General features: G+C 69.8%; 21 protein-coding genes. 9 read left to right on the forward strand and 12 right to left on the reverse strand.

Annotation, left to right across the window (positions count from 1 at the left end; genetic code table 11):
* Nucleotides 1-45: 45 nt before the first annotated feature.
* The 3 genes from Cus16_RS10560 to Cus16_RS10570 all read right to left on the reverse strand — a co-directional run bounded on the left by Cus16_RS10560 (nt 46) and on the right by Cus16_RS10570 (nt 2,637).
* Nucleotides 46-621 (reverse strand): single-stranded DNA-binding protein, encoded by a 576-nt coding sequence (locus tag Cus16_RS10560; protein ID WP_069712630.1) that lies wholly within the window; start codon nt 619-621, stop codon nt 46-48.
* 3 nt (nt 622-624) lie between these two features.
* Nucleotides 625-996 carry a 30S ribosomal protein S6 gene (gene rpsF / locus Cus16_RS10565; RefSeq protein ID WP_069712631.1) on the reverse strand — a complete coding sequence of 124 codons (372 nt, stop codon included), beginning with the start codon at nt 994-996 and terminating at the stop codon, nt 625-627.
* 204 nt (nt 997-1,200) lie between these two features.
* Nucleotides 1,201-2,637 carry a CCA tRNA nucleotidyltransferase gene (locus Cus16_RS10570; protein WP_069712733.1) on the reverse strand — a complete coding sequence of 479 codons (1,437 nt, stop codon included), beginning with the start codon at nt 2,635-2,637 and terminating at the stop codon, nt 1,201-1,203.
* Nucleotides 2,638-2,762: 125 nt separating this feature from the next.
* On the opposite strand from Cus16_RS10570, the gene Cus16_RS16900 reads away from it, so the two are divergent.
* The 6 genes from Cus16_RS16900 to Cus16_RS10600 all read left to right on the forward strand — a co-directional run bounded on the left by Cus16_RS16900 (nt 2,763) and on the right by Cus16_RS10600 (nt 11,485).
* Nucleotides 2,763-6,914 (forward strand): DUF6049 family protein, encoded by a 4,152-nt coding sequence (locus tag Cus16_RS16900; RefSeq protein WP_223246587.1) that lies wholly within the window; start codon nt 2,763-2,765, stop codon nt 6,912-6,914.
* Nucleotides 6,915-7,002: 88 nt separating this feature from the next.
* The gene (trxB, locus tag Cus16_RS10580; protein WP_069712632.1) at nt 7,003-8,001 is read left to right on the forward strand and encodes a thioredoxin-disulfide reductase; all 999 of its coding nucleotides are present in this window, start codon (nt 7,003-7,005) and stop codon (nt 7,999-8,001) included.
* Between the two features lie 62 nt (nt 8,002-8,063).
* Nucleotides 8,064-8,390 (forward strand): thioredoxin, encoded by a 327-nt coding sequence (gene trxA / locus Cus16_RS10585; RefSeq protein ID WP_022832611.1) that lies wholly within the window; start codon nt 8,064-8,066, stop codon nt 8,388-8,390.
* Nucleotides 8,391-8,616: 226 nt separating this feature from the next.
* A complete protein-coding gene (locus Cus16_RS10590) occupies nt 8,617-9,918 on the forward strand; it encodes a PLP-dependent aminotransferase family protein (RefSeq protein ID WP_069712633.1) in 1,302 nt (433 codons plus the stop codon).
* A gap of 40 nt (nt 9,919-9,958) precedes the next feature.
* Nucleotides 9,959-10,921 carry a D-alanine--D-alanine ligase gene (locus Cus16_RS10595; protein WP_069712634.1) on the forward strand — a complete coding sequence of 321 codons (963 nt, stop codon included), beginning with the start codon at nt 9,959-9,961 and terminating at the stop codon, nt 10,919-10,921.
* Nucleotides 10,922-11,008: 87 nt separating this feature from the next.
* A complete protein-coding gene (locus Cus16_RS10600) occupies nt 11,009-11,485 on the forward strand; it encodes an ElyC/SanA/YdcF family protein (protein ID WP_069712635.1) in 477 nt (158 codons plus the stop codon).
* A gap of 21 nt (nt 11,486-11,506) precedes the next feature.
* Here the strand turns inward: Cus16_RS10600 and Cus16_RS16360 are convergent, their stop codons facing one another.
* From Cus16_RS16360 to rpmH, 9 genes are all read right to left on the reverse strand, one after another.
* Nucleotides 11,507-11,701: a hypothetical protein gene (locus Cus16_RS16360; RefSeq protein ID WP_141718938.1), complete on the reverse strand. Its 195-nt coding sequence runs from the start codon at nt 11,699-11,701 to the stop codon at nt 11,507-11,509.
* Between the two features lie 329 nt (nt 11,702-12,030).
* Nucleotides 12,031-13,008 (reverse strand): ParB/RepB/Spo0J family partition protein, encoded by a 978-nt coding sequence (locus Cus16_RS10605; protein WP_069712636.1) that lies wholly within the window; start codon nt 13,006-13,008, stop codon nt 12,031-12,033.
* A complete protein-coding gene (locus Cus16_RS10610) occupies nt 13,008-13,901 on the reverse strand; it encodes a ParA family protein (protein WP_069712637.1) in 894 nt (297 codons plus the stop codon). The genes Cus16_RS10605 and Cus16_RS10610 overlap by 1 nt, the downstream gene beginning before the upstream one ends.
* An 81-nt stretch (nt 13,902-13,982) precedes the next feature.
* On the reverse strand, nt 13,983-14,627 hold the full coding sequence (gene rsmG, locus Cus16_RS10615) for a 16S rRNA (guanine(527)-N(7))-methyltransferase RsmG (protein WP_069712638.1): 645 nt from the start codon (nt 14,625-14,627) through the stop codon (nt 13,983-13,985).
* Nucleotides 14,624-15,160: a protein jag gene (locus Cus16_RS10620; RefSeq protein ID WP_069712639.1), complete on the reverse strand. Its 537-nt coding sequence runs from the start codon at nt 15,158-15,160 to the stop codon at nt 14,624-14,626. The genes rsmG and Cus16_RS10620 overlap by 4 nt, the downstream gene beginning before the upstream one ends.
* The gene (gene yidC, locus Cus16_RS10625; RefSeq protein ID WP_069712735.1) at nt 15,161-16,123 is read right to left on the reverse strand and encodes a membrane protein insertase YidC; all 963 of its coding nucleotides are present in this window, start codon (nt 16,121-16,123) and stop codon (nt 15,161-15,163) included.
* 8 nt (nt 16,124-16,131) lie between these two features.
* Nucleotides 16,132-16,512: a membrane protein insertion efficiency factor YidD gene (yidD, locus tag Cus16_RS10630; protein WP_069712640.1), complete on the reverse strand. Its 381-nt coding sequence runs from the start codon at nt 16,510-16,512 to the stop codon at nt 16,132-16,134.
* The gene (rnpA, locus tag Cus16_RS10635; protein ID WP_069712641.1) at nt 16,509-16,871 is read right to left on the reverse strand and encodes a ribonuclease P protein component; all 363 of its coding nucleotides are present in this window, start codon (nt 16,869-16,871) and stop codon (nt 16,509-16,511) included. Before rnpA ends, yidD begins: the two co-directional genes overlap by 4 nt.
* A gap of 121 nt (nt 16,872-16,992) precedes the next feature.
* Complete coding sequence (rpmH, locus tag Cus16_RS10640; RefSeq protein WP_019181680.1) at nt 16,993-17,130, reverse strand: 50S ribosomal protein L34; 138 nt, start codon at nt 17,128-17,130, stop codon at nt 16,993-16,995.
* A gap of 485 nt (nt 17,131-17,615) precedes the next feature.
* On the opposite strand from rpmH, the gene dnaA reads away from it, so the two are divergent.
* The 3 genes from dnaA (at nt 17,616) to gnd (ending at nt 21,723) form a co-directional block, all read left to right on the forward strand.
* Nucleotides 17,616-19,082 (forward strand): chromosomal replication initiator protein DnaA, encoded by a 1,467-nt coding sequence (gene dnaA, locus Cus16_RS10645; protein WP_069712642.1) that lies wholly within the window; start codon nt 17,616-17,618, stop codon nt 19,080-19,082.
* A gap of 541 nt (nt 19,083-19,623) precedes the next feature.
* On the forward strand, nt 19,624-20,769 hold the full coding sequence (gene dnaN, locus Cus16_RS10650; RefSeq protein WP_069712643.1) for a DNA polymerase III subunit beta: 1,146 nt from the start codon (nt 19,624-19,626) through the stop codon (nt 20,767-20,769).
* A 66-nt stretch (nt 20,770-20,835) separates the two neighbouring features.
* The gene (gnd, locus tag Cus16_RS10655; RefSeq protein ID WP_141718939.1) at nt 20,836-21,723 is read left to right on the forward strand and encodes a phosphogluconate dehydrogenase (NAD(+)-dependent, decarboxylating); all 888 of its coding nucleotides are present in this window, start codon (nt 20,836-20,838) and stop codon (nt 21,721-21,723) included.
* The last annotated feature ends 28 nt before the right edge of the window (nt 21,724-21,751 follow it).

Raw genomic sequence — 21,751 nt, forward strand, 5'->3', positions numbered from 1 at the left:
TTCCTTAGAGAAGAAGAAGTTGTGTGTCCGTCAGACCGCTGAGGATCAGAACGGGGTCTCGTCGTCGTACGAGCCACCGGGCTGGCTCCACACGTCGTTCGACTGTGCGTTGCCACCCTGCTGGCCGCCCTGGGGCGACCACGGTGCGTCCGACTGACCGCCGCCGTTGTTGTTGCCGTTCCAGCCGCCGCCGCCCGCGCCCTGGCCACCGGAGGCGTTGCCGCCACCGACCTGGCCACGACCGCCACCGGAGCCACCCGCGGCACGGGTGACCTGTGCGGTCGCGTAGCGGAGCGACGGGCCGATCTCGTCGACCTCGAGCTCGATGCTCGTGCGCTGCTGGCCCTCACGGTCCTGGTAGGAGCGCTGACGCAGACGGCCCTGCGCCATGACGCGCATGCCCTTCGTCAGCGAGCCCGCCACGTGCTCGGCGAACTCGCGCCACACGCTCGCCCGGAGGAACAGCGCATCGCCGTCCTTCCACTCGTTCGCCTGACGGTCGAACGTGCGAGGGGTGGATGCGATGGTGAAGTTCGCCACCGCGAGCCCGTTCTGCGTGTAGCGCAGCTCGGGGTCCGCGGTGAGGTTGCCCACCACCGTGATGACGGTTTCGCCGGCCATGAGCTACTCGGCGGTCGCGGTCGCGTTGGCGGCCTTGCGGGCCGCACGGGCCTCGTCGCGCTGCTTCTGGGCGGCGACCTGGGCGATCGCCTCCTCTGCGCGGAGGACCTTCGTGCGGAGCACGGCCTCGGAGAGACCGAGCTGACGGTCGAGCTCCTTGGCGGCCTCGGGGCTCGAGGTGAAGTCGACGACGGCGTAGATGCCCTCGGACTTCTTCGCGATCTCGTAGGCCAGGCGACGACGGCCCCAGACGTCCACGTTGTCGACGGTGCCACCGTCGTTGCGGATGACCGCGAGGAACTTGTCCAGGCTGGGAGCGACGGTGCGCTCGTCGATCTCGGGGTCGAGGATCGCCATCAGTTCGTACTGGTGCATGCGGAACCCACCTCCTTTGGTCTCGGCGGCTCCGGGCGGTTCCCGGAGCAGGAGGGTTGATGCATGTGTCCGGACACGCAGGAGCGCGTGAACAACCCCACTAGCCTAGCTCACGGCCTGGAGGCGCGCCACCGGCTGTGCAGAGCGGCTCCGGCCCGCCAGGCGGTCGTGTCCGATCCGGCGGTCGCGGGCGGTCGCGGCCTGTCAGGCGGTCGCGTCGCGTTCGGCCCACCAGGCGCGCAGGCGCGCCTCGGCCTCGTCCGCACCGAGGGGGCCCTCGTCCATCCGGACCTCGAGCAGGTAGCGGTACGCCTCGCCCACGGCGCGTCCCGGCGAGATGTCGAGGATCCGCATGATGTCGTCGCCCGTCAGGTCCGGCCGGATCGCGTCGAGCTCCTCCTGGTCGGCCAGGGTCGTGATGCGCGCCTCGAGGTCGTCGTACGCGAAGCCCAGCCGGTCGGCCTTCCGCCGGTTCCGGGTGGTCACGTCGGAGCGGGTGAGCTCGTGGAGCCGTTCGAGCAGGGGACCCGCGTCCCGCACGTACCGGCGCACGGCCGAGTCGGTCCAGGCGCCCTCGGTGTAGCCGAAGAACCGCAGGTGCAGCTCGATCAGGCGGGCGACCGCGGCGATGGTGTCGTTGTCGAAGCGCAGCGCCCGGAGTCGCTTCTTCGCGAGCTTCGACCCGACCAGGTCGTGGTGGTGGAAGCTCACCGCTCCGCCGGGCTCGAGCTTCCGGGTGGCCGGCTTGCCGATGTCGTGCAGGAGCGCCGCGAGCCGCAGCACCGTGTCGGGCGCCTCGCCCGGGTGCCGCTCGGCCTCGTACCCGATGGCCTGCTCGAGCACGGTGAGCGAGTGCTCGTAGACGTCCTTGTGGTGGTGGTGCTCGTCGATCTCGAGCCGCATCGCCGGCAGCTCCGGCAGGAACCGCTCGGCCAGGCCGGTGTCGACGAGGAGCCGGATCCCGGGGACCGGGTCCGACGTGTCCAGCAGCTTGACCAGCTCGTCCCGCACGCGCTCGGCGGAGACGATGTCGATCGAGTCGGCGAGCGCGGTCATGGCGTCCCGGACCTCGTCGGACACCGTGAAGCCGAGCTGTGCGGTGAAGCGCGCGGCCCGCATCATCCGCAGCGGGTCGTCGCGGAACGACACCGGTGCGGCCTGGGGCGTGTGCAGGCGCTGCGCCAGCAGGTCCTCGACGCCGCCGTGCACGTCGACGAGCTCGCGCTGGGGGAGTCGGAGCGCCATCGCGTTCACCGTGAAGTCCCGTCGGAGCAGGTCGTCCTCGATGGTGTCGCCGAACGCGACCTCGGGCTTGCGCGTCTCGCCGTCGTAGACGTCGCTGCGGTAGGTCGTGATCTCGACCTGCTCGCCGCGGATGCGTGCGGCGATCGTGCCGAACTGCCGACCGACGTCCCAGGTCGCGCTCGCGATCGGCTCGACGATCGCGAGCGTCTGCTCGGGGGTGGCGTCCGTGGTGAAGTCGAGGTCGGTCACCGGGCGGCCGAGGAAGGCGTCGCGCACCGGTCCACCGACCAGGGCCAGCTCGTGTCCGGCGTCGGCGAAGGACCGAGCGAGGAGGGCGACGGGCTCGGTGGCGGCGAGTGCGTCGAGTCGTTCGACGGCCTGGGCAACGGACTGCATGACGGACCTCATCCTCCCAGAAGACCGTCCACGAGTTCTGCACGGACCGAGCGCCCACGGGATCGTCCCCGTCTGCCCCTCGTACACTCGTGCTCGGCCGGAACCGACCCTCGGGCCTCCCTCGTATGCAGATCCTCCGCTCCACGCTCGCCGCCGCGGCGACGGCCCTCGTCGCCATCGGTCTCGTCAGCACGCCCGCGGCCACCGACGTCGTGCTGGCGGCGGGGACCTCGACGACGCACACCGCGGCCTCCGGCACGACCACCCGCACGGCCGAGCCGACGGCCGCCGACCAGGGTCGGACCACCGTCTCGATCGCGCCGGCGGACCGCGGGATCGTCCGTCGCGACGAGGACCTCGAGCTCACCCTCACCGTCACGAACGACACGGACCGGGACGTCCCCGCCGGGCGGGCCGAGCTCGACATCTTCCGGTCCGAGAGCACGCGCGACGTCCTCGCCGACTGGCTCGACGACACCAGCACGTCCGGTTACCTCGGCGCTCCGATGGACACGGTGGACGTCGCGGCGGTCCCGGCGCACCGGACGGTGACGCAGACGGTGACCATCGTGCCCGGCAACGTCGCACTCGGCGGGTACTCGTCCTTCGGGGCCCGACGCATCGCCGCCGAGTACACCGCGGGCGACACCACCGCCGTCGCGCGGTCCGCCGTCACCTGGTACCCGGACTTCCAGCAGGCCCCGCTCGGCGTCTCGGTCGCGATGCCCGTCACGCTCCCCGCCACCCCCGACGGGGTCATCGGGGCGAACGCCCTGGCCGCCGCGACGTCCGTCGACGGCACGCTCCAGCAGCAGCTCGACGCAGCGGAGGACCACAACGTCGCGGTGGCGGTCGACCCGCGGATCATCGCGTCGATCCGACTCCTCGGGCAGGACGCCCCGTCGACGGCGACGGCCTGGCTCGACCGGCTCGAGGGGCTCCGCAACGAGACCTTCGCGCTGCCGTGGGCCGACGCCGACGTCACCGGGCTCCGGCAGGCGGGCGCGGACGGCATCCCGGGCGTCATCTCCCTCGACCAGCAGGTCGACGAGGACCACTTCCCCGGCGCGAGCACCCCGACGCCGACCCCGACGGATCCCACGGCCTCCGCCGTCCCGGGCGACACGGCGTCGCCGTCCGACGCGCCCGCCCCGTCCGACGACGCCACCGCCGGCAGCACCGGCACCGACCCGGCACCGACCCTCCCCACCACCAGGGAGCTGCTCGACTTCCCCTGGTCGCTCGACGACGTCTCCTGGCCGGTCGAGGGCACCGTCGCCACTGACGACCTGCCCGCCCTGGCGAAGGCCGGCGCGGCGACCACGATCGTCTCGAGCGGCAACACCTCCGCCGGTCCGGACACGACCGTCGCCGCGTCGGAGCGCATCGGCGACCAGCGCGTGCTCGTCTCCGACCAGGGCATGTCCGCCCTGCTGCGTGACGCAGCCGGGGCCACCGACCAGCAGCGCTGGGACACGGCGATGGCGGAGCTCACCGCCACCATGGCGACCGCCGCACGGGCCGGCTCCGCCACGAGCCCCGTCCTGCTGACCCTCGGGCGCGACTGGCCGAACGACTCCGCGCGGCTGGGCCAGGCGCTCGACGCGATCGAGGGGACGCCGTGGGTCGCGCCGGCCGACCTGTCGACGGCGGCGAAGGCGACCGCGGGCTCGCTCACCCTCGCCCCGGCCGACGACGGCGAGCAGCGTCTCGCGCAGCTCCGTCGCCTCGTCGACGCCGAGCGCGACCTGACCGGCTTCGCGTCCGCCGTCGACGACCCGCTCGAGGTCACCGCACCCGCACGCCTGGACCTGCTCGCCCTCGCCTCCGAGGCCTGGCGGGCGGAACCGGACGCGCTCTCGACGGCCGTGGACGCACAGGCCCGGGACTGGACGCGCACCACGAACGAGGTGAGCATCCCGGACTCGAGCTCCCTGACGCTGCTCGGGGACCGCTCCTCGCTGCCGGTGTCGATCCGGAACCGGTCCGAGTACCCGGTCACGGTGCGCCTCACGGTGCAGCCGTCGAGTTCCGCCCTGCGCATCGTCCGCAACGACATCGTGGTCGAGCTCCAGCCGCAGTCGTCCACCCGCACGACGGTCCCGGTCCGGTCGGTCGCCAACGGCAAGGTCACGCTGACGATGTCGCTGACGACGCCGACCGGCGTCACGATCTCGGAGCCGTCCACCGTCGTGCTCAACGTGCAGGCGCAGTGGGAGACCGTCATCACCGCCGTCGCGGCGATCGGCCTCGTCGCCCTGTTCGGCTTCGGCATCTTCCGCAGCGTCCGGAAGCGCATCCGCCGCCGCAACGGCGAGCTCGACGACGAGGACGACGACGACCCGAACCGGCCGCTCGAGGTCCAGCCCGACGCCCCCGGTGCGCCCCGCCGGACGGGAGGCACGCCCACCGTCGCGCAGGCGGCTCCCGCCGCCGCTGCGGCCGGTACCACCACCGTGACGGCTCCCACACGAGCCGCACCGCAGCAGGCGGGTCCGCGTCCTGCGGACGCGACCGTGCACGACGGGGGTGCGCCGCGCCTCCAGGCCGGAGCGCGCGACGAACCCGTCGTCGATCCCGACCGTGGACCCGAGGAGCCGACCATCAGCACGCAGCAGCAGCCCGCCGTCGACGCGGAGCCCGCGGCCGAGCGGAACCTCGGACGGGCGAGTGCGATGCTCGCGGCGGGCACGATGCTGTCGCGCGTCCTCGGCTTCGGCAAGACGTTCGTCCTCGCGTTCGCGATCGGCCAGGCCCACTCGCCGGGTGCCGACGCCTTCGCACTCGCGAACCAGCTGCCGAACAACATCTACGCGCTCATCGCCGGCGGCCTGCTCTCCGCGGTGCTCATCCCGCAGATCGTCCGGTCGATGCAGCAGAGCCGCGACGGCGGGACGGCCTACGTCAACAAGATCGTGACGCTCGGCGCCACCGTCTTCGTGGTCATCGCGGTCGTCGCCACGCTCGTCGCGCCGTTCCTCGTCTGGCTGTACAGCCAGCAGGCCAGCGGCGACGGCAAGGGCTTCACGCCGGCCCAGACGGACCTCGCGGTGGCGTTCGCCTTCTGGTGCCTGCCGCAGATCCTCTTCTACGCGCTGTACTCGCTCCTCGGCGAGGTCCTCAACGCGAAGCAGGTCTTCGGCCCCTTCACGTGGGCACCGCTGCTGAACAACGTCATCGCGATCGCCGGTCTCGTCGTGTTCATCGCCATGTTCGGCGGCCAGGAACTGAACTCCTCGGTGGGTGCCTGGACCCCGCTGAAGATCGCCGTGCTGGCGGGCAGCGCCTCGCTCGGGGTGCTGGCACAGGCCGCGTTCCTGCCGTTCTTCTGGAAGCGCGCCGGCCTGTCGTTCCGGCCGGACTTCCGCTGGCGCGGCGTCGGCCTGAAGGCGACCGGCACGGCGGCAGGGTGGCTCTTCGCGATGATCCTCGTGACGCAGCTGGCCGGGATCGTGCAGTCGCGCGTCGCCTCGCTCGGCACCGGTGCCGCGGGCAACGCGGTGCTGCAGAACGCCTGGCTCCTGTTCATGCTGCCGCACTCGATCTTCGCGGTGTCGATCGCGACGGCGTACTTCACGCGGATGAGCCACGACGCCGAGCGCGGGGACCTGGACGCCGTCCGCCGCAACCTGTCGCTCTCGCTCCGGATCGTCGGGCTCTTCACGGTGTTCGCGTCCGTGGCGCTGATCGTCGTGTCCGTGCCGTTCGGACGGATGTTCGCCGGCACCTTCGACCAGGCACTCTCCATCGGCGCGGTGCTCCTCGCCTACATGCCCGGACTCGTGCTGTTCAGCATGCTCTTCATCATCCAGCGGGTGTTCTGGGCGATGCACGACCACCGGACCCCGTTCCTCATGCAGTGCGTGCAGTCGGTGCTGTTCGTCGTCGGCGCGCTGGCCGTCGCCACCTTCCCGCAGTCCGTCGTCGGTGTGTCGATCGCCGCGTGCACCACCCTCGCCGGCACGGCCCAGACGATCGTCGCGCTCGTCCTGGTCCGTCGTCGCCTGGACGGCATCGAGGGTCCGGTCGTCACCCGCTCGCACCTGCAGTTCGTCGTGGCCGCGCTCGTCGCCGGTGTCGCCGGTGCCGGCGTCGTGACCGCGCTCGGCGCCTTCTCGGCGGACGGGTTCGCGATGTCCGACCGCACCGGGGCCTTCGTCACGATCGTGCTCGCGGGTGCCGTCATGGCGGGCGTGTACTTCGGCGCACTCGTCGTCGCCCGCAACGGCGAGGTCTCCGGCGCGGTGTCCATGCTCCGCAAGCGTCTCGGTCGCTGACCACCGCCTGCGCGCACACCGGATCGGCGGAATGTCCCGCCGCTACCATGGGTTGACCCGGTCAGTACGCAACGGAAGGGCACCAGGCATGCGCCAGCTCATCATCATCGGTTCCGGTCCCGCCGGGTTCACCGCCGGCATCTACGCCGCGCGCGCGGAGCTCAAGCCCCTCATCGTCGCCTCGAGCGTCGAGACCGGCGGCGAGCTCACCAAGACGACCGAGGTCGAGAACTTCCCGGGCTTCCCCGAGGGGATCCAGGGCCCGGACCTCATGATCAAGATGCAGGAACAGGCCGAGAAGTTCGGTGCCGAGGTCCTGTACGACGACGCCGTCTCGGTCGACCTGACCGGTGACGTCAAGAAGGTCACCGTCGGCTCCGGTGAGACGTACGAGGCCCTCGCGGTCATCTACGCCACGGGCTCGGCGTACCGTCACCTCGGCCTCGCCGACGAGGAGCGGCTCTCCGGCCACGGGGTGAGCTGGTGCGCCACGTGCGACGGCTTCTTCTTCCGCCAGAAGAACATCGCCGTCGTCGGCGGCGGTGACTCCGCGATGGAGGAGGCCACGTTCCTCACCCGCTTCGCGGACAAGGTGACGGTCATCCACCGCAAGGACTCCCTGCGGGCGTCGAAGATCATGCAGGACCGCGCGACGAACGACCCGAAGATCGAGTTCGCGTGGAACAAGGAGGTCACCGCCATCCAGGGTGACTCCGCGGTCACCGGCGTGACGCTCAAGGACACGGTCACCGGCGAGGAGTCCGAGCTGGCGCTCGACGGCCTCTTCATCGCGATCGGCAACGACCCGCGCACGCACCTGATCCACGGCCAGATCGACATCGCGCCCGAGGGCACGATCGCGGTCCAGGGTCGCTCCTCGAAGACGAACCTGCCGGGCGTGTTCGCCGCCGGTGACGTCATCGACCCGACCTACCGCCAGGCCATCACGGCCGCGGGTTCCGGTACCGTCGCGGCGCTCGACGCCGAGAAGTACCTCGCGGAGCTCGACGACGCCCTGACCGACCAGGCCGAGGGCGTCACCCCGGAGTCGCCCGCGACGATCGATGTCGAGGCCGCACGGGTCTGACCCCCTCGGAATACCGCAGCGGCGCCGCCGTTGTACCCACCGAACTTCTCGAAGGAGCACACATGTCCAACGCAAAGGCCGTCACCGACGCCACCTTCTCGGACGAGGTCCTCAAGTCCGACAAGACCATCCTCGTCGACTTCTGGGCCGAGTGGTGCGGCCCGTGTCGCGCCGTCTCGCCGATCCTCGACCAGATCGCCGCGGAGCACGCCGACAAGATCGAGATCGTCAAGCTCAACGTCGACGACAACCCGCAGTCGGCCATGAACTACCAGATCACGTCGATCCCGGCGATGAAGGTGTTCAAGGGCGGCGAGGTCGTCAAGACCGTCATCGGTGCGAAGCCGAAGCCGGCGCTCGAGGCCGACCTCGCCGAGTTCCTGGCGTAGTCCACCCCAGTACCGCCGGACGGCCCCGTTCTCCCCGGAGAGCGGGGCCGTCGGCCGTTCCGGGACGTCGTTCGCCTGTGGTGCCCGGGTGCGGCCTGCGCGGAGTTCCCGGGCGCGGGCTGCGCGTGGCAGGGCCACAGCTTCAGGATCGGCCCCCGCCTCCCACCGCGGATCCGGCAACGGATGTCGTAGTGTGGCGGGAATGTCCCACTGAACGGAGTTCACGATGACGAACGGCAACAGTCTCGACCCCTGGTACGACTCCTACGCCCAGCGCACCGCCGGGCTGAGCGCCTCCGAGGTCCGAGCCCTGTTCGCCGTCGCCTCGCGGCCCGAGGTGGTGTCGCTCGCCGGCGGCATGCCCTACGTCTCCGCGCTGCCGCGTGAGCTCGTCACCGGGTCGATCGACCGCGTGATGGCCGAGGACGCCGCGATGGCGCTGCAGTACGGCGGGGGACAGGGCCTGCGGTCCCTCCGCGAGCACATCGTCGACGTGATGAGCCTCGAGGGCATCCGCGCCAGCGCCGAGGACGTCGTCGTCACCACGGGGTCGCAGCACGCGCTCGACCTCGTCACGCGCCTCTTCATCGATCCGGGCGACGTCGTCCTGGCCGAGTCGCCCTCGTACGTCGGTGCCATCGGGGTCTTCCGGTCGTACCAGGCGGAGACGGTGCACGTCACGACCGACGAGCACGGCCTCGTGCCCGAGGCGCTCCGCGAGGCCATCGCGAACCTCCGGACCCAGGGCAAGCGGATCAAGTTCCTGTACACGATCCCGAACTTCCACAACCCGGCCGGCGTCACGATGAGCCGGGAGCGTCGGATCGAGGTGCTCGACATCTGCCGCTCGAACGGCATCCTCGTGCTCGAGGACAACCCGTACGGGCTCCTCTGGTTCGACGAGCCCGCTCCGCAGGCCATCCGGTCCATCGACGACGAGGGCGTCGTGTACCTCGGGTCATTCTCGAAGACCCTCGCACCGGGCTTCCGCGTCGGCTGGGCCCTCGCGCCGCACGCCATCCGCGAGAAGCTCGTGCTCGCCAACGAGTCGGCCGTCCTCGCCCCGAACTCCTTCGGCCAGTACGTCGTGAACGCCTACCTGGACGCCGCCGACTGGAAGGGCCAGGTCGACACCTTCCGCGGCCTCTACGCGGAGCGCCGGGACGCCATGCTGTCCGCCCTGGGGGAGTTCCTGCCCGACCTGTCGTGGACGAAGCCGAACGGCGGGTTCTTCGTCTGGCTCACCCTGCCCGAGGCCCTCGACTCGAAGGGCATGCTGCCGCGCGCGGTGAAGGAACTCGTCGCCTACACGCCCGGGACCGCGTTCTACGCCGACGGACGCGGGGGCGGCAACATCCGCCTGTCGTTCTGCTACCCGACGCCCGAACAGATCCGTCTCGGCGTGAAGCGCCTCGCGACCGTGGTCAACGACGAGCTCGAACTGCTCGAGACGTTCGGCCACGCCACCCGATCGAACGTCCGCGAGTCGCGCACCTCGGTCGTCGCACCGCCGCCGAACGTCTCCTGACCAGCACTTTCCGTCGTAGTACCACCCGGAGGACCCTCGCATGGCCGAGCTCACCCGTCGTCACGTCGTCGTCGTCGCGGGAGGGATCTCGCACGAGCGGGACGTCTCCCTCCGGTCCGGGCGTCGCGTCGCGGATTCGCTGACGGGGTACGGCTGGAAGGTCGACCTGCGCGACGCCGACGCCGGGCTCCTGCCCGCACTCCGCGACGACCGGCCCGACGTCGTGTGGCCGGCGCTGCACGGCGCCTCGGGCGAGGACGGCGCGTTGCGGGGCATCCTGGAGGCACTCGACATCCCGTTCGTCGGCTCGCGTTCGACCTCGGCCCGTCTCGCCTGGGACAAGCCCACCTCGTCGGCGCTCGTCGCTCGTACCGGCGTGCGGACGCCACGGTCCGTCACGCTGTCGCACGACGTCTTCCGGGAGCTCGGCGCGGTCGGCGTCCTCGAGGCCATCGCCGTCGAGCACCCGGTCCCGCTCGCCGTGAAGCCCGCTCGCGGCGGCAGCGCCCAGGGGGTCACACTCGTCGAGGACCCGCACGACCTCCCGCGCGCGATGGTCACGGCCTACACCTACTGCGACGACGTGGTCGTCGAGCAGCTCATCCGGGGCACCGAGGTCGCGGTGGGGATCATCGACACGGGTGACGGCCCCGTGGCGCTCTCGGCCGTCGAGATCGTCCCGAAGAACGGCCCCTACGGCTTCGAGGCGCGGTACAACGCGGGGGAGACGACCTTCTTCACGCCCGCACGTCTGGCGCCCGAGTTCGCCCAGGCCGCCGCGGACGCGGCGAGGACCGCGCACGCCGCACTCGGGCTGCGTCACCTGTCCCGCGTGGACCTCATCATCGACGGGGCGGGCACCCCGTGGTTCCTCGAGGCGAACGTGTTGCCGGGGCTGACGGAGACGTCCCTCGTCCCACAGGCACTCAGTGCCTCCGGCTTCGACCTCGGGTGGACCTACGCCGAGCTGGCCGAGCAGGCCATCCGCGACCACCGCGGCTGATCGTGTCCCGGATCGATGTTCCACGTGGAACGTCGATCGCGCGCACCGTCCTGATCGCGATCACCGCATCGAGCGCGGCGCACCGTCCTGGCGCTCGGGTTCGCGGACCGTGCTCCTCACGCGCACCCGGCTCACCGCCTCGGGGCTCGTGTCGGCGCTCGTACCGCCGCACGGCTCGTCGAGGACGATCTCGCGGTCCCGGTCGCGGCCGGCAGGGGAGCGGTGCGCGGCGCAACACCCGAGGCTGACCTCCTTGCCCAGGCGTTGCGCGAGGGTAGCTGGCGGAGCCGAATCCTCCTGGAACGCGAGAGCACGACGACGTGGGAGAACATCGCGTCGGCTCGCGCACTCGTCGGCGACCTCGACGCGATCAGCATCTGCTCGAACGGTCTGCACGCGGAGAAGGCCCGGATGTACCTCCGACGCCAGGACCCGGATCTCGGAACCCGGCTGGTGCTCGCGGACGACTACCGCTTCCTCGAGATGACTCTGCTCAAGCCCGTGTTCGCCGTCGTCGGCAGCATCAAGATGCGCCAGCTCCGCCGGACCGACACGCAAGGCTGAGCACGTCGCAGCACTGCTGCATCACGGCCGGTGGTCGGTCCGATCCTGCGGCGGATCGAGCGGAAGCTGCCGTGGGTGCGCACGGCCGTCGATGCCGGCGAGCACCGTCGTCACCGATCGCACCAGGATGCTCCAGGCGGTCGCGACCAGACCGCGGCGCCGCGGATACTCGAACGCGTCGTCGCCCCACGGTCGATCTCGATGCTGTTCCCTCACGGCCCCTCCTCCGTCGTCGGTGGCTCCCACGCTAGCGGTCGACCGGGTCCAGGGCGAGGGGACACCACAGCGCCACCTCCGGAGGGCCGCGGAACTGCTCTCCACCGAGCAGCCCGAGGCCTTCCACCGCCCGCCGTGGTCCTGGGTGGTTCCACGTGGAACATTCGTTGCGACGCCACGCACATGAGCAGACATCTCCTGCTCGCACCGCCTGGGTCTGATCGCCGGTCGCTGGTCGGCCCGCTGCGGGCCGTTACGGGCAGCAGGCGACCCGGAGGACGCCCGGTGCATCAAACGGCGGCAGCGGGGCGTACAGCGCCGCTGACGGATCACTCCGTGACGTCACGGATGCCCAACTCCCCGAGGATGCGGTCGAGGTCGTCACCGTTGGCGAAGTCGATCGTCACCGAGCTCTTGCGAGCCCCGACCGCGATCTTCACGCGCGTGTTCAGCCGATCGCCGATCCGCTCCGCCAGGTCGTTGAAATGGGCCTGGCGCTTCGACGGCTCCGGCTTGGCCTTCACGGGCGCCTTCATGGCGAGCTGCTGCGCGATGGCCTCGGCAGCGCGGACCGACAGGTCCTCGTTGACGATCTTCTCCGCGAGGTACTCCATCGCCTCGGCGTCCGGTGCCGCGAGGATCGCCCGTGCGTGTCCAGCCGACAGGACGCCTGCGGCGACGCGGCGCTGCACGGGGGAGGGCAGGCGGAGGAGACGGATGGTGTTGGTGATCTGCGGGCGTGACCGACCGATCCGCTGCGCGAGCTGCTCCTGCGTGATCCCGAAGTCCGCGAGAAGCTGCTGGTACGCCGACGCCTCTTCGAGCGCGTTGAGCTGTGCGCGGTGCAGGTTCTCGAGCAGCGCGTCCCGGAGCATCGCGTCGTCCGGCGTCTCCTTGACGATCGCCGGGATCGTGGCGAGCCCGAGCTCCTTCGTCGCACGCAGCCGTCGCTCACCCATGATCAGCTCGTACTGCGGCTCGGTACCCCCGGCTCCGGGGATCGGGCGAACGACGATGGGCTGTAGCACACCGATCTCGCGGATCGAGTGCACGAGCTCCTGGAGCTCCTCCTCGCGGAACTCCTTCCGGGGCTGCTGTGCATTCGGCACGACGTCGAGCGGGTTGAGGTTCGCCAGTCGAGCGCCCGGGACGGCGACGAGGTCCTCGGCGGTGCCGCCCGAAGTCGGCGCCGATGCCGGCGAGCCACCCGTCGGGAAGAAGACGTCGACGGGCCGGTCCTGCTGGTCCGACACCGTCGGGATCAGTGCGCCGATCCCTCGGCCGAGTCCGGTTCGCTTCGGTGCCATCAGTGCTTCGCTCCTCGTGCTGCGATCTCGGCTGCTGCTTCCAGGTAGGACAACGACCCGGACGAGTTGACGTCGTACGACACGACGCTCTGGCCGTAGCTCGGCGCTTCGCTCACCCGAACTGATCGGGGGATGACGGCGCCCAGTACCTGGTCGCCGAAGTGCTCACGCACGTCCGCGGCGACCTGGTTCGACAGGTTGGTCCGACCGTCGAACATCGTCAGGAGGATCGTCGAGACCCGCAGGTTCGGGTTGAGGTGCCGCTCGATGAGCTCGATGTTCCGGAGCAGCTGGCTGAGGCCCTCGAGTGCGTAGTACTCGGTCTGGATCGGGATGAGCACCTCCTGCGCGGCAACGAAGGCGTTGATCGTCAGGAGGCCGAGCGACGGCGGGCAGTCGATGAAGACGTAGTGGTACGGCTCCTCGAGCGAGGAGAGGTACTGGTCGAGTGCGGTCCGGAGCCGCTGTTCACGCGCCACGAGGGAGACGAGTTCGATCTCCGCGCCCGCCAGGTGGATCGTCGCGGGCACACACCACAGCGTCTCCGACTCGGGGGAGCGCTGCACGGTGTCGGCGATCGGTGCCTCGTCGACGATCACGTCGTAGATGCTCGCGACCTCGGCCTGGTGATCGACGCCGAGCGCCGTCGACGCGTTGCCCTGCGGGTCGAGGTCGATGACGAGCACCCGAGCCCCACCGTGCGCCAGCGCTGCCGCCAGGTTCACCGTGGTGGTGGTCTTGCCGACCCCGCCCTTCTGGTTCGAGACCGTGAAGATACGCGTCGCATCGGGGAGCGGGAACTGCTGCGTGGCGATCGCCCTACGCCTGCGGTTCAGGTCCGCGACCTCGCGTGCGAGGGGCGTCGACGAGTCGTAGTTGGTCGATGAACTCAACGAAGGCCTCTTCCCCGGTTCGGTGTTCCACGTGGAACATCGGCATCCTCGCAACCCGTCGAACCGGGCCGAGCAGCAGCGTCAGTCAACTGTAGCCCGGAAGACGCGGGTGGTCTCGTCGACCACTCCGTCCCCGAGCTCGAGGACCTCGACGTCGGCGAGTCGCTTCCGCAGGATGACCTTGCGGGCCTTCTCGATCTCGTCGTCGACCCGGGCGCCCTTCATCAGGATGAGCTGCCCGCCGGACCGCACCAGCGGCACCGTGAGCGGGATGAGCTTCGAGAGCGCGCTGACTGCCCGCGCCGTGACCTGGTCGACGACGACGGAGTCGGCGACGTCCTCCGCCCGGCCCCGGAGCACCGTGACGTTGTCGAGCCCCAGGCGACCAGCCTCGGCGTTCAGCCAGTCGCAGCGTCGCTCCATCGGCTCGATGAGCATGAAGGACACGTCCGGTCGTGCGATCGCCAGCACCAGGCCGGGCAGGCCCGCGCCGGAGCCGACGTCCGCCACGCGGCCGTTCGCCTGGAGCAGCGGCGCCAGCAGGGCAGAGTTGAGGATGTGTCGCGTCCACAGGCGCGGCAGCTCGAGCGGTCCGATCAGCCCGAGCTCCTCGCCACGGCGCGCGAGCTCACCCGTGAAGGACCGGGCCAGCTCGATCCGGTCGCCGAAGAGCGTGACCGCGGCCGCCGGCTCCTGCTCGAGGACCGGCGCAGCGTCGTCCGTCATCGCGTGACGACCGTGTGGCGGTCTCGTCCCTCGCCCTCGGACTCCGAGTGGAAGCCCTTCTCGGCGACCAGGTCGTGGACGAGCTTGCGCTCGTACGACGACATCGGAGGGAGGGCTGCCGTCGCCGAGCCGGCCTCGATGCGCTCGACGGCGGTGTCGACGAGCCGCTGGAGCTCGGTCGCACGGGCGTCCCGCGACCCACCGACGTCCAGGATGAGGCGGCTGAACTCGCCGGTCTCCGCCTGCACGGCGATGCGCGTGAGCTCCTGCAGCGCCGACACCGTGTCCGGCTTCGACAGCACACGCAGGGCGCCGCCCTCGTCGGTCACCGAGAGGTAGACGCGACCGGCGCGCTCCTCGATCTCGATGTCGCCGTCGAGGTCGCAGATGTCGAGCAGTTCCTCGATGTAGTCGGCCGCGATGTCGGCTTCGTCACGAGTGTCGTCCTCGACGCTCGTGGCCTCCTCGGTCGCGCCCGTGCCGGTCGTGGCCGTCTCGGTCGTCTCGGCGGCGGCGGTGTCCTGCTCGGTCACTTACTTCTTCCCGTTCTTCTTGGCGCGGTTCTTGCCCACCGGCTGCTGCCGCTGCGTGGTCACACGGACGGGCTCGACCTCGACGGCGCCGACACCCGCGCCGGCCTCGGCGAGCACCGGGGTGCCGCGTCGCTGTGCCTTCTTGGCGAGGCGGGCCTCGCGGGCGAGGGCGGCCTCGGAACCCGGCGTCGGCATGCTGCGGATGACGAAGTACTGCTGCGCCATGGTCCAGATGTTGGAGGCGAGCCAGTAGAACATGACGCCGAGGGGGAAGCTCAGGCCCGAGATCACGAAGACGAGCGGGAGGATGTACAGCATCATCTTCTGCTGCCGGTACATCGGCGACGCCTTGGTCTCCGGCGACATGTTCTTCGCGACGAGCTGCAGCTGGGTGACGAACTGCGACGCCGTCATGACCACGATCATGAAGCCCGCGATGATGCGGACCTCCCACCCGGAGGCGTTCGTGAAGGTCTCGTGCAGGGGCGCTCCGAACAGGGCGGCGTTGCCGAAGTCCTGGGCCAGGGTGTTCGTGAGCAGACCGATGCCGGTCTTGTTGATCTGCGCCTCGTGCAGCACCGAGTACAACGAGAAGAAGATCGGCATCTGGATGAGCAGCGGCAGGCAGGAGCTCAGCGGGTTCGTCCCGGTCTCCTTGTAGAGCGCCATGGTCTCGCGGCTCATGGCCTCACGCGAGAACTGGTCCTTCTTGCCCTTGTACTTGTCCTGGATCTTCTTGAGCTGCGGCGCGACCTCGAGCATCCGGCGCTGCGACTTGATCTGGCGCACGAAGATCGGGATCAGCGCGGCGCGGACCACGAAGGTCAGGAAGATGATCGACAGCACCCAGGTCAGGCCGGCGGACGGGTCCATGCCGATCGACTCGAAGATCCAGTGGAAGGCCACGAGGATCGCCGAGACCACCCACTTCAGTGGCCAGAGGATCGTTCCGATGAAGTCCATGAGGACGGTCACGCCTTTCGAGTGCGCTGGGGGAGCAGGACCGGGCGACGGGCATCGCCGGACGGCTGTGGGGACGACGAGGACGGGGGGAGCACGAACCCGAAGCGGCTCAGCCGGAAGGGACGGTCGCGCTCGCGCACGTCGTCGATCCCGCCGGCTGCCCACGGGTTGCAGCGTGCGATCCGCCAGGCGCCCATCGCCGAGCCGCGGACGACGCCGTACTGCTGGATGGCCTCGAGCGCGTACCGGGAGCACGACGGGTGGTAGCGGCAGACGTTCCCGTACAGCGGCGAGACCACCGCACGGTAGGCGCGCAGCACGACCACGCACACGTTGCGCGGGAGCAACGCGACGACCCAGGCCAGCCGGGTCCACAGGGTGCGGTTCATGCTGCCTTCTCGAGCCCGCGCGCGAGGGAGCGCGAGACGTCTCCGAGCAGGGTAGGCCATGTGGCCTGCGCTGCGGCTGGCAAGGCCCTGATCACCACGTCGTGGCCGGTGGGGACCTCGGTCAGCAGGCCGTGCGCGATCGCCTTGAGCCGTCGTCGCACGCTGTTGCGCGTGACGGCGTTGCCCACGGTCTTCGCGACGATGAAGCCGAAGCGCGTGGGGCCGTCGGGCGGGACCTCGGCGCCGGCGGAGCGACGGACCACGGATACGACGACGTGCGCCGTGGCGCTCCTGCGACCACGACGCACGACGGACCGGTAGTCGTCACCGCGGACGATGCGGTTGGCGCGTGCCAACACGATCGCTACCGGGTCCCGATCCGGGACCGGACCGAACGCTGCCCGGATCCGTACCGCGCAGGCCCGGACACCGTGGACGCGTCCAGCGGAGCGGGGTGCAGTGCGGACCGGCGCAGCGCGATCAGGCGCTGAGCTCGGTGCGGCCCTTGCTGCGGCGCGCGGCGAGGATCGCGCGGCCGGCACGGGTGCGCATGCGGGCGCGGAAGCCGTGCTTCTTGGCGCGACGACGGTTGTTCGGCTGGAAGGTGCGCTTGCTCATGATGATCTCCACACGGCTGCGCGCGAGGATGGGCCCGGCGCGAACCGTCACGTATGTCTACAGCCGCTCGACGAGGCCGAACAGCACGATGGGCGCGACCGAATGGCCGCAGTCAACTGGTTAACGGTACGTGACAGCGGCGTGGAGGTCAAACGGTGCCGGGCCGGTGCTCCGCCATCGGCCTGCGCACGATCATCATCCACATTGGGGAAAACGTGCGTTCGGTACGACACGCTCCGACCCTTTACAGTGGTGTGATCGATCGGCCCGTTCCGCGGAGCGACGGGGGAGTCACCTCCCCGCCCGCGACCAGGTCGACGTGGACAGGACTGTGGACAACCCTGTGGATCACCGCCCGGGGCGACCGTGAACAGGACCGACGACGGTGCCGCCCGGACACGACCGCCCGTTCGCCGGGCACGACCACGTCCGGGGCCGTCCGACAGCAACCGACCACCGACAGCAGACCAGGAGACGAGCGCGACATGACGATGCCGGCCGACCCCGTCGAGGACCTCTGGTCCTCCGTCCTGGGCCTCCTCTCCGAGGACGACCGCATCACCCCGCAGCTGCACGGCTTCCTCAACCTGGTCGAACCGAAGGGCGTCCTCGCCGGCACCCTCTACCTCGAGGTCCCGAACGACCTGACCCGCGGGATGCTCGAGCAGCGCATCCGCATCCCGATCACCGAGGCCGTCTCCCGCGTCGGTGACGACTCGGTCGCGAACTTCGCGATCACGGTCAACCCGGACATGGCCTCCGAGCCCCGCGTCGACCCGGTCGTGCCGAGCCACCTGCCGGAGTACGCCGAACCGGTGCAGCAGCCCGTCGAGCAGAGCGCCGCGCCCCGGCAGTACATCGAGGCGCCGTTCGTCCCGAGCCAGATCGACGCACCGGGCACCAGCGGTCGCCCGGAGTCCCGGCTCAACCCGAAGTACAACTTCGACAACTTCGTCATCGGCTCGTCCAACCGGTTCGCCCACGCCGCGGCGGTCGCGGTGGCCGAGGCACCGGCCAAGGCGTACAACCCGCTCTTCATCTACGGCGACTCCGGTCTCGGCAAGACCCACCTGCTGCACGCGATCGGCCACTACGCCGAGAGCCTCTACCCGGGGATCCGGGTGCGGTACGTGTCGAGCGAGGAGTTCACGAACGACTTCATCAACTCGATCGCGAACAACCGCTCGAACCAGTTCCAGCAGCGGTACCGCGACATCGACATCCTGCTGATCGACGACATCCAGTTCCTCCAGGGGAAGGACTCCACGCAGGAGGCCTTCTTCCACACGTTCAACACGCTGCACGACCACAACAAGCAGGTCGTCATCACGTCGGACGTCGCGCCGAAGCACCTCACCGGGTTCGAGGACCGGATGCGCTCGCGCTTCGAGTGGGGTCTGATCACCGACGTGCAGGCGCCGGAGCTCGAGACGCGCATCGCGATCCTCCGCAAGAAGGCGCAGTCCGACCACCTGCAGGTGCCGGACGACATCCTCGAGTTCATGGCGTCGAAGGTGTCGAGCAACATCCGGGAGCTCGAGGGCACGCTCATCCGCGTGACGGCCTTCGCGAGCCTGAACCGCACGGCCGTCGACATGGCCCTGGTGCAGACCGTCCTCAAGGACCTCATCACGCTCGACGACGACAACGTGGTCGCGCCGACGGACATCATCAACCACACCGCGGAGTACTTCAAGCTCTCCGTCGACGACCTGTACGGGTCCTCGCGGTCCCAGGCGATCGCGACAGCACGGCAGATCGCGATGTACCTCTGCCGTGAGCTCACGAGCCTGTCGCTGCCGAAGATCGGCCAGCTCTTCGGCAACCGCGACCACACCACCGTGATGTACGCGAACAAGAAGATCACCGAGCTCATGAAGGAGCGCCGGTCGATCTACAACCAGGTCACCGAGCTGACGAGCCGCATCAAGCAGGACCGCCGCTACCGCTGACGCGAGCGGGACCACCTGACGCGAGCGGGACCACCCGACGGACGGGAGGCGCGGGGCCGGACGGCACCGCGCCTCCCGTCCGTCGTTCCGTCACCATCGCGTCGACGTCCGTGCGGCAACGCCGCGACCACCTCGATCGGCCCGCTGCGGCGCGCATCCACCATCTGAGACGGTTCCATGCGCCGAGTTTCCCCCAGTGTGGAAAGCCTGTGGATAACTGTGGAGGACACGCGGTCCCGTTGTTCACAGTCCTGCCCCCACCTGTGGAGACTGGGGATGGAAGCGGATAGATGACTTTTCTTCATCCCGAAGCCGTCAACACGCCACTCACAACTCACACGTGTGTAGTTCCCTGTGGAGAAGCGGGATGCACAGAGTTATCCACACTGTGCACAGGCGTTAACACCATTGATCCTGGTTAACGATGAAGTTCCGCGGGCCAACCTTGTGGACGGCGGGATGACAAGAAATCCGGGCCCTGCTCCGCTGTGCCACAATGGGGCGGCCGGACAGTCCGCACCGATCGACAGGGGTCCCAGCTGTGAAGTTCGAGGTCAACCGGGACGTCTTCTCCGAAGCCGTCTCCTTCGCGGTGAAGCTCCTCCCACAGCGCACGACCCTCCCGATCCTGTCCGGTGTCCTGATCCACGCCGAGGGCGACCGGCTCACGCTGTCGTCGTTCGACTACGAGGTCTCGGCGCAGACGTCGATCACGGCGCACATCGAGGACTCCGGCACGGTCCTGGTCTCCGGTCGGCTGCTGAACGACATCGCGAGCCGCCTGCCGAACGCCCCGGTCACCTTCACGACCGAGGAGTCCCGGATCTCGGTCACCTGCGGTTCGGCGCACTTCACGCTGCTGTCGATGCCCGTCGAGGAGTACCCGACGCTGCCCGAGGTCGGCGAGCAGACGGGCGTCATCCCCGGGGACTCGTTCTCGGAGGCCGTGTCCCAGGTCGCGGTCGCCGCCAGCCGTGACGACGTCACCCCCGTCATCACCGGCGTGCAGCTCGAGGTCGGCGACAACGACCTGTCCCTGATCGCGACGGACCGCTACCGCGTCGCCGTCCGGACCATCGCGTGGGACTCCGGCCGCGTCGGCTCGGACCCGCTGCACGCCCTCGTCCCGGCTCGCACCCTGCAGGAGGTCGGCCGCACGTTCGGTTCCGCCTCGACCGTGTCGGTCTCGATCAGCGGCACCTCGGACCGCGAGCTCATCGCGTTCCACGCCGACGACAAGACGGTCACCTCGCTGCTCATCAAGGGCAACTACCCGCCGGTCCGCCGGCTCTTCCCGGAGACGGTCGACGACCACGCGGTGATCAACACCGCGGAGCTGGTCGAGGCCGTCCGACGGGTCTCCCTCGTCCTGGAGCGCGAAGCGGCGCTCCGGTTCTCCTTCTCGGTCGACGGGCTCACGCTCGAGGCGATCGGTTCCGAACAAGCGCAGGCGTCAGAGTCGATCAGTGCGTTGCTGACCGGGGAGGAGACGGTGGTCTCGCTGAAGCCCGCCTTCCTCCTGGACGGGCTGAACGCGGTGCACTCCGAGTTCGTCAGGATCTCCTTCACCAAGACGGAGAACCCCAACAAGCCGGGCCCGGTGCTCATCACCGGCCAGACCTCGCAGGAGGCTCCGGCGACGGACGGGTACCGGTACCTGCTGCAGCCCAATCTCCTGCTGCGATAGCGGCAGCCGTACCACTGCGCTGACTCGCGACGAGCATCAGCGCGACGACGAACAGAAGAGGAAATCATGCACATCGGTCTTGTCGGCCTCGGTCGCATGGGCAACAACATGCGTGCCCGTCTCCGCAACGCAGGCATCGAGGTCACCGGCTACGACGCGAACCCCGCGGTGTCGGACGTCGCCGACCTCGGCGCCCTCGCCGCCGCACTGCCCGAGGGCAAGAAGCTCGTGTGGGTCATGGTCCCGCACGGCAAGATCACCCACGACGTGATCACCGACCTCGCCGAGGTCCTCGGCGAGGGCGACCTCGTCATCGACGGTGGCAACTCGAAGTGGCTCGACGACGAGGTGCACGCGAAGCAGCTCGACGCCAAGGGCATCCGCTACATGGACGCCGGCGTCTCCGGTGGCGTCTGGGGCAAGGACAACGGCTACGGCCTCATGGTGGGCGGCGCCCCCGAGGACGTCGCGTTCGCCATGCCGGTCTTCGACGCGCTGCGTCCCGAGGGTCCCCGCGAGGAGGGCTTCTCGCACGCCGGCGGCGTCGGCGCGGGTCACTACGCGAAGATGGTCCACAACGGCATCGAGTACGCCATCATGCAGGCGTACGGCGAGGGCTACGAGCTCCTCGAGGCCAAGGACATCGTCCACGACGTCCCCGCGGTCTTCGCCGGTTGGCAGCGCGGCACCGTCGTGCGCTCCTGGCTGCTCGACCTGCTCGTGCTCGCCATCAACGAGGACCCGAAGCTCGACGAGCTCGAGGGCTACGTGGACGACTCGGGCGAGGGCCGTTGGACCCTCGAAGAGGCGATCGAGCTCGCGGTGCCGATGCCCGCGCTCTCCGCGGCCATGTTCGCCCGCTTCGTCTCGCGTCAGGGCAGCCAGTCCCCGACGATGAAGGCCGTCGCGGCGCTCCGCAACCAGTTCGGCGGCCACGCCGTCAAGAAGGCGTAGCTCAGGTAACCACCTGAGCTCGTCTCGG

This window comes from Curtobacterium sp. ER1/6 (assembly GCF_001742745.1).
GTDB classification, from domain to species: domain Bacteria; phylum Actinomycetota; class Actinomycetes; order Actinomycetales; family Microbacteriaceae; genus Curtobacterium; species Curtobacterium citri.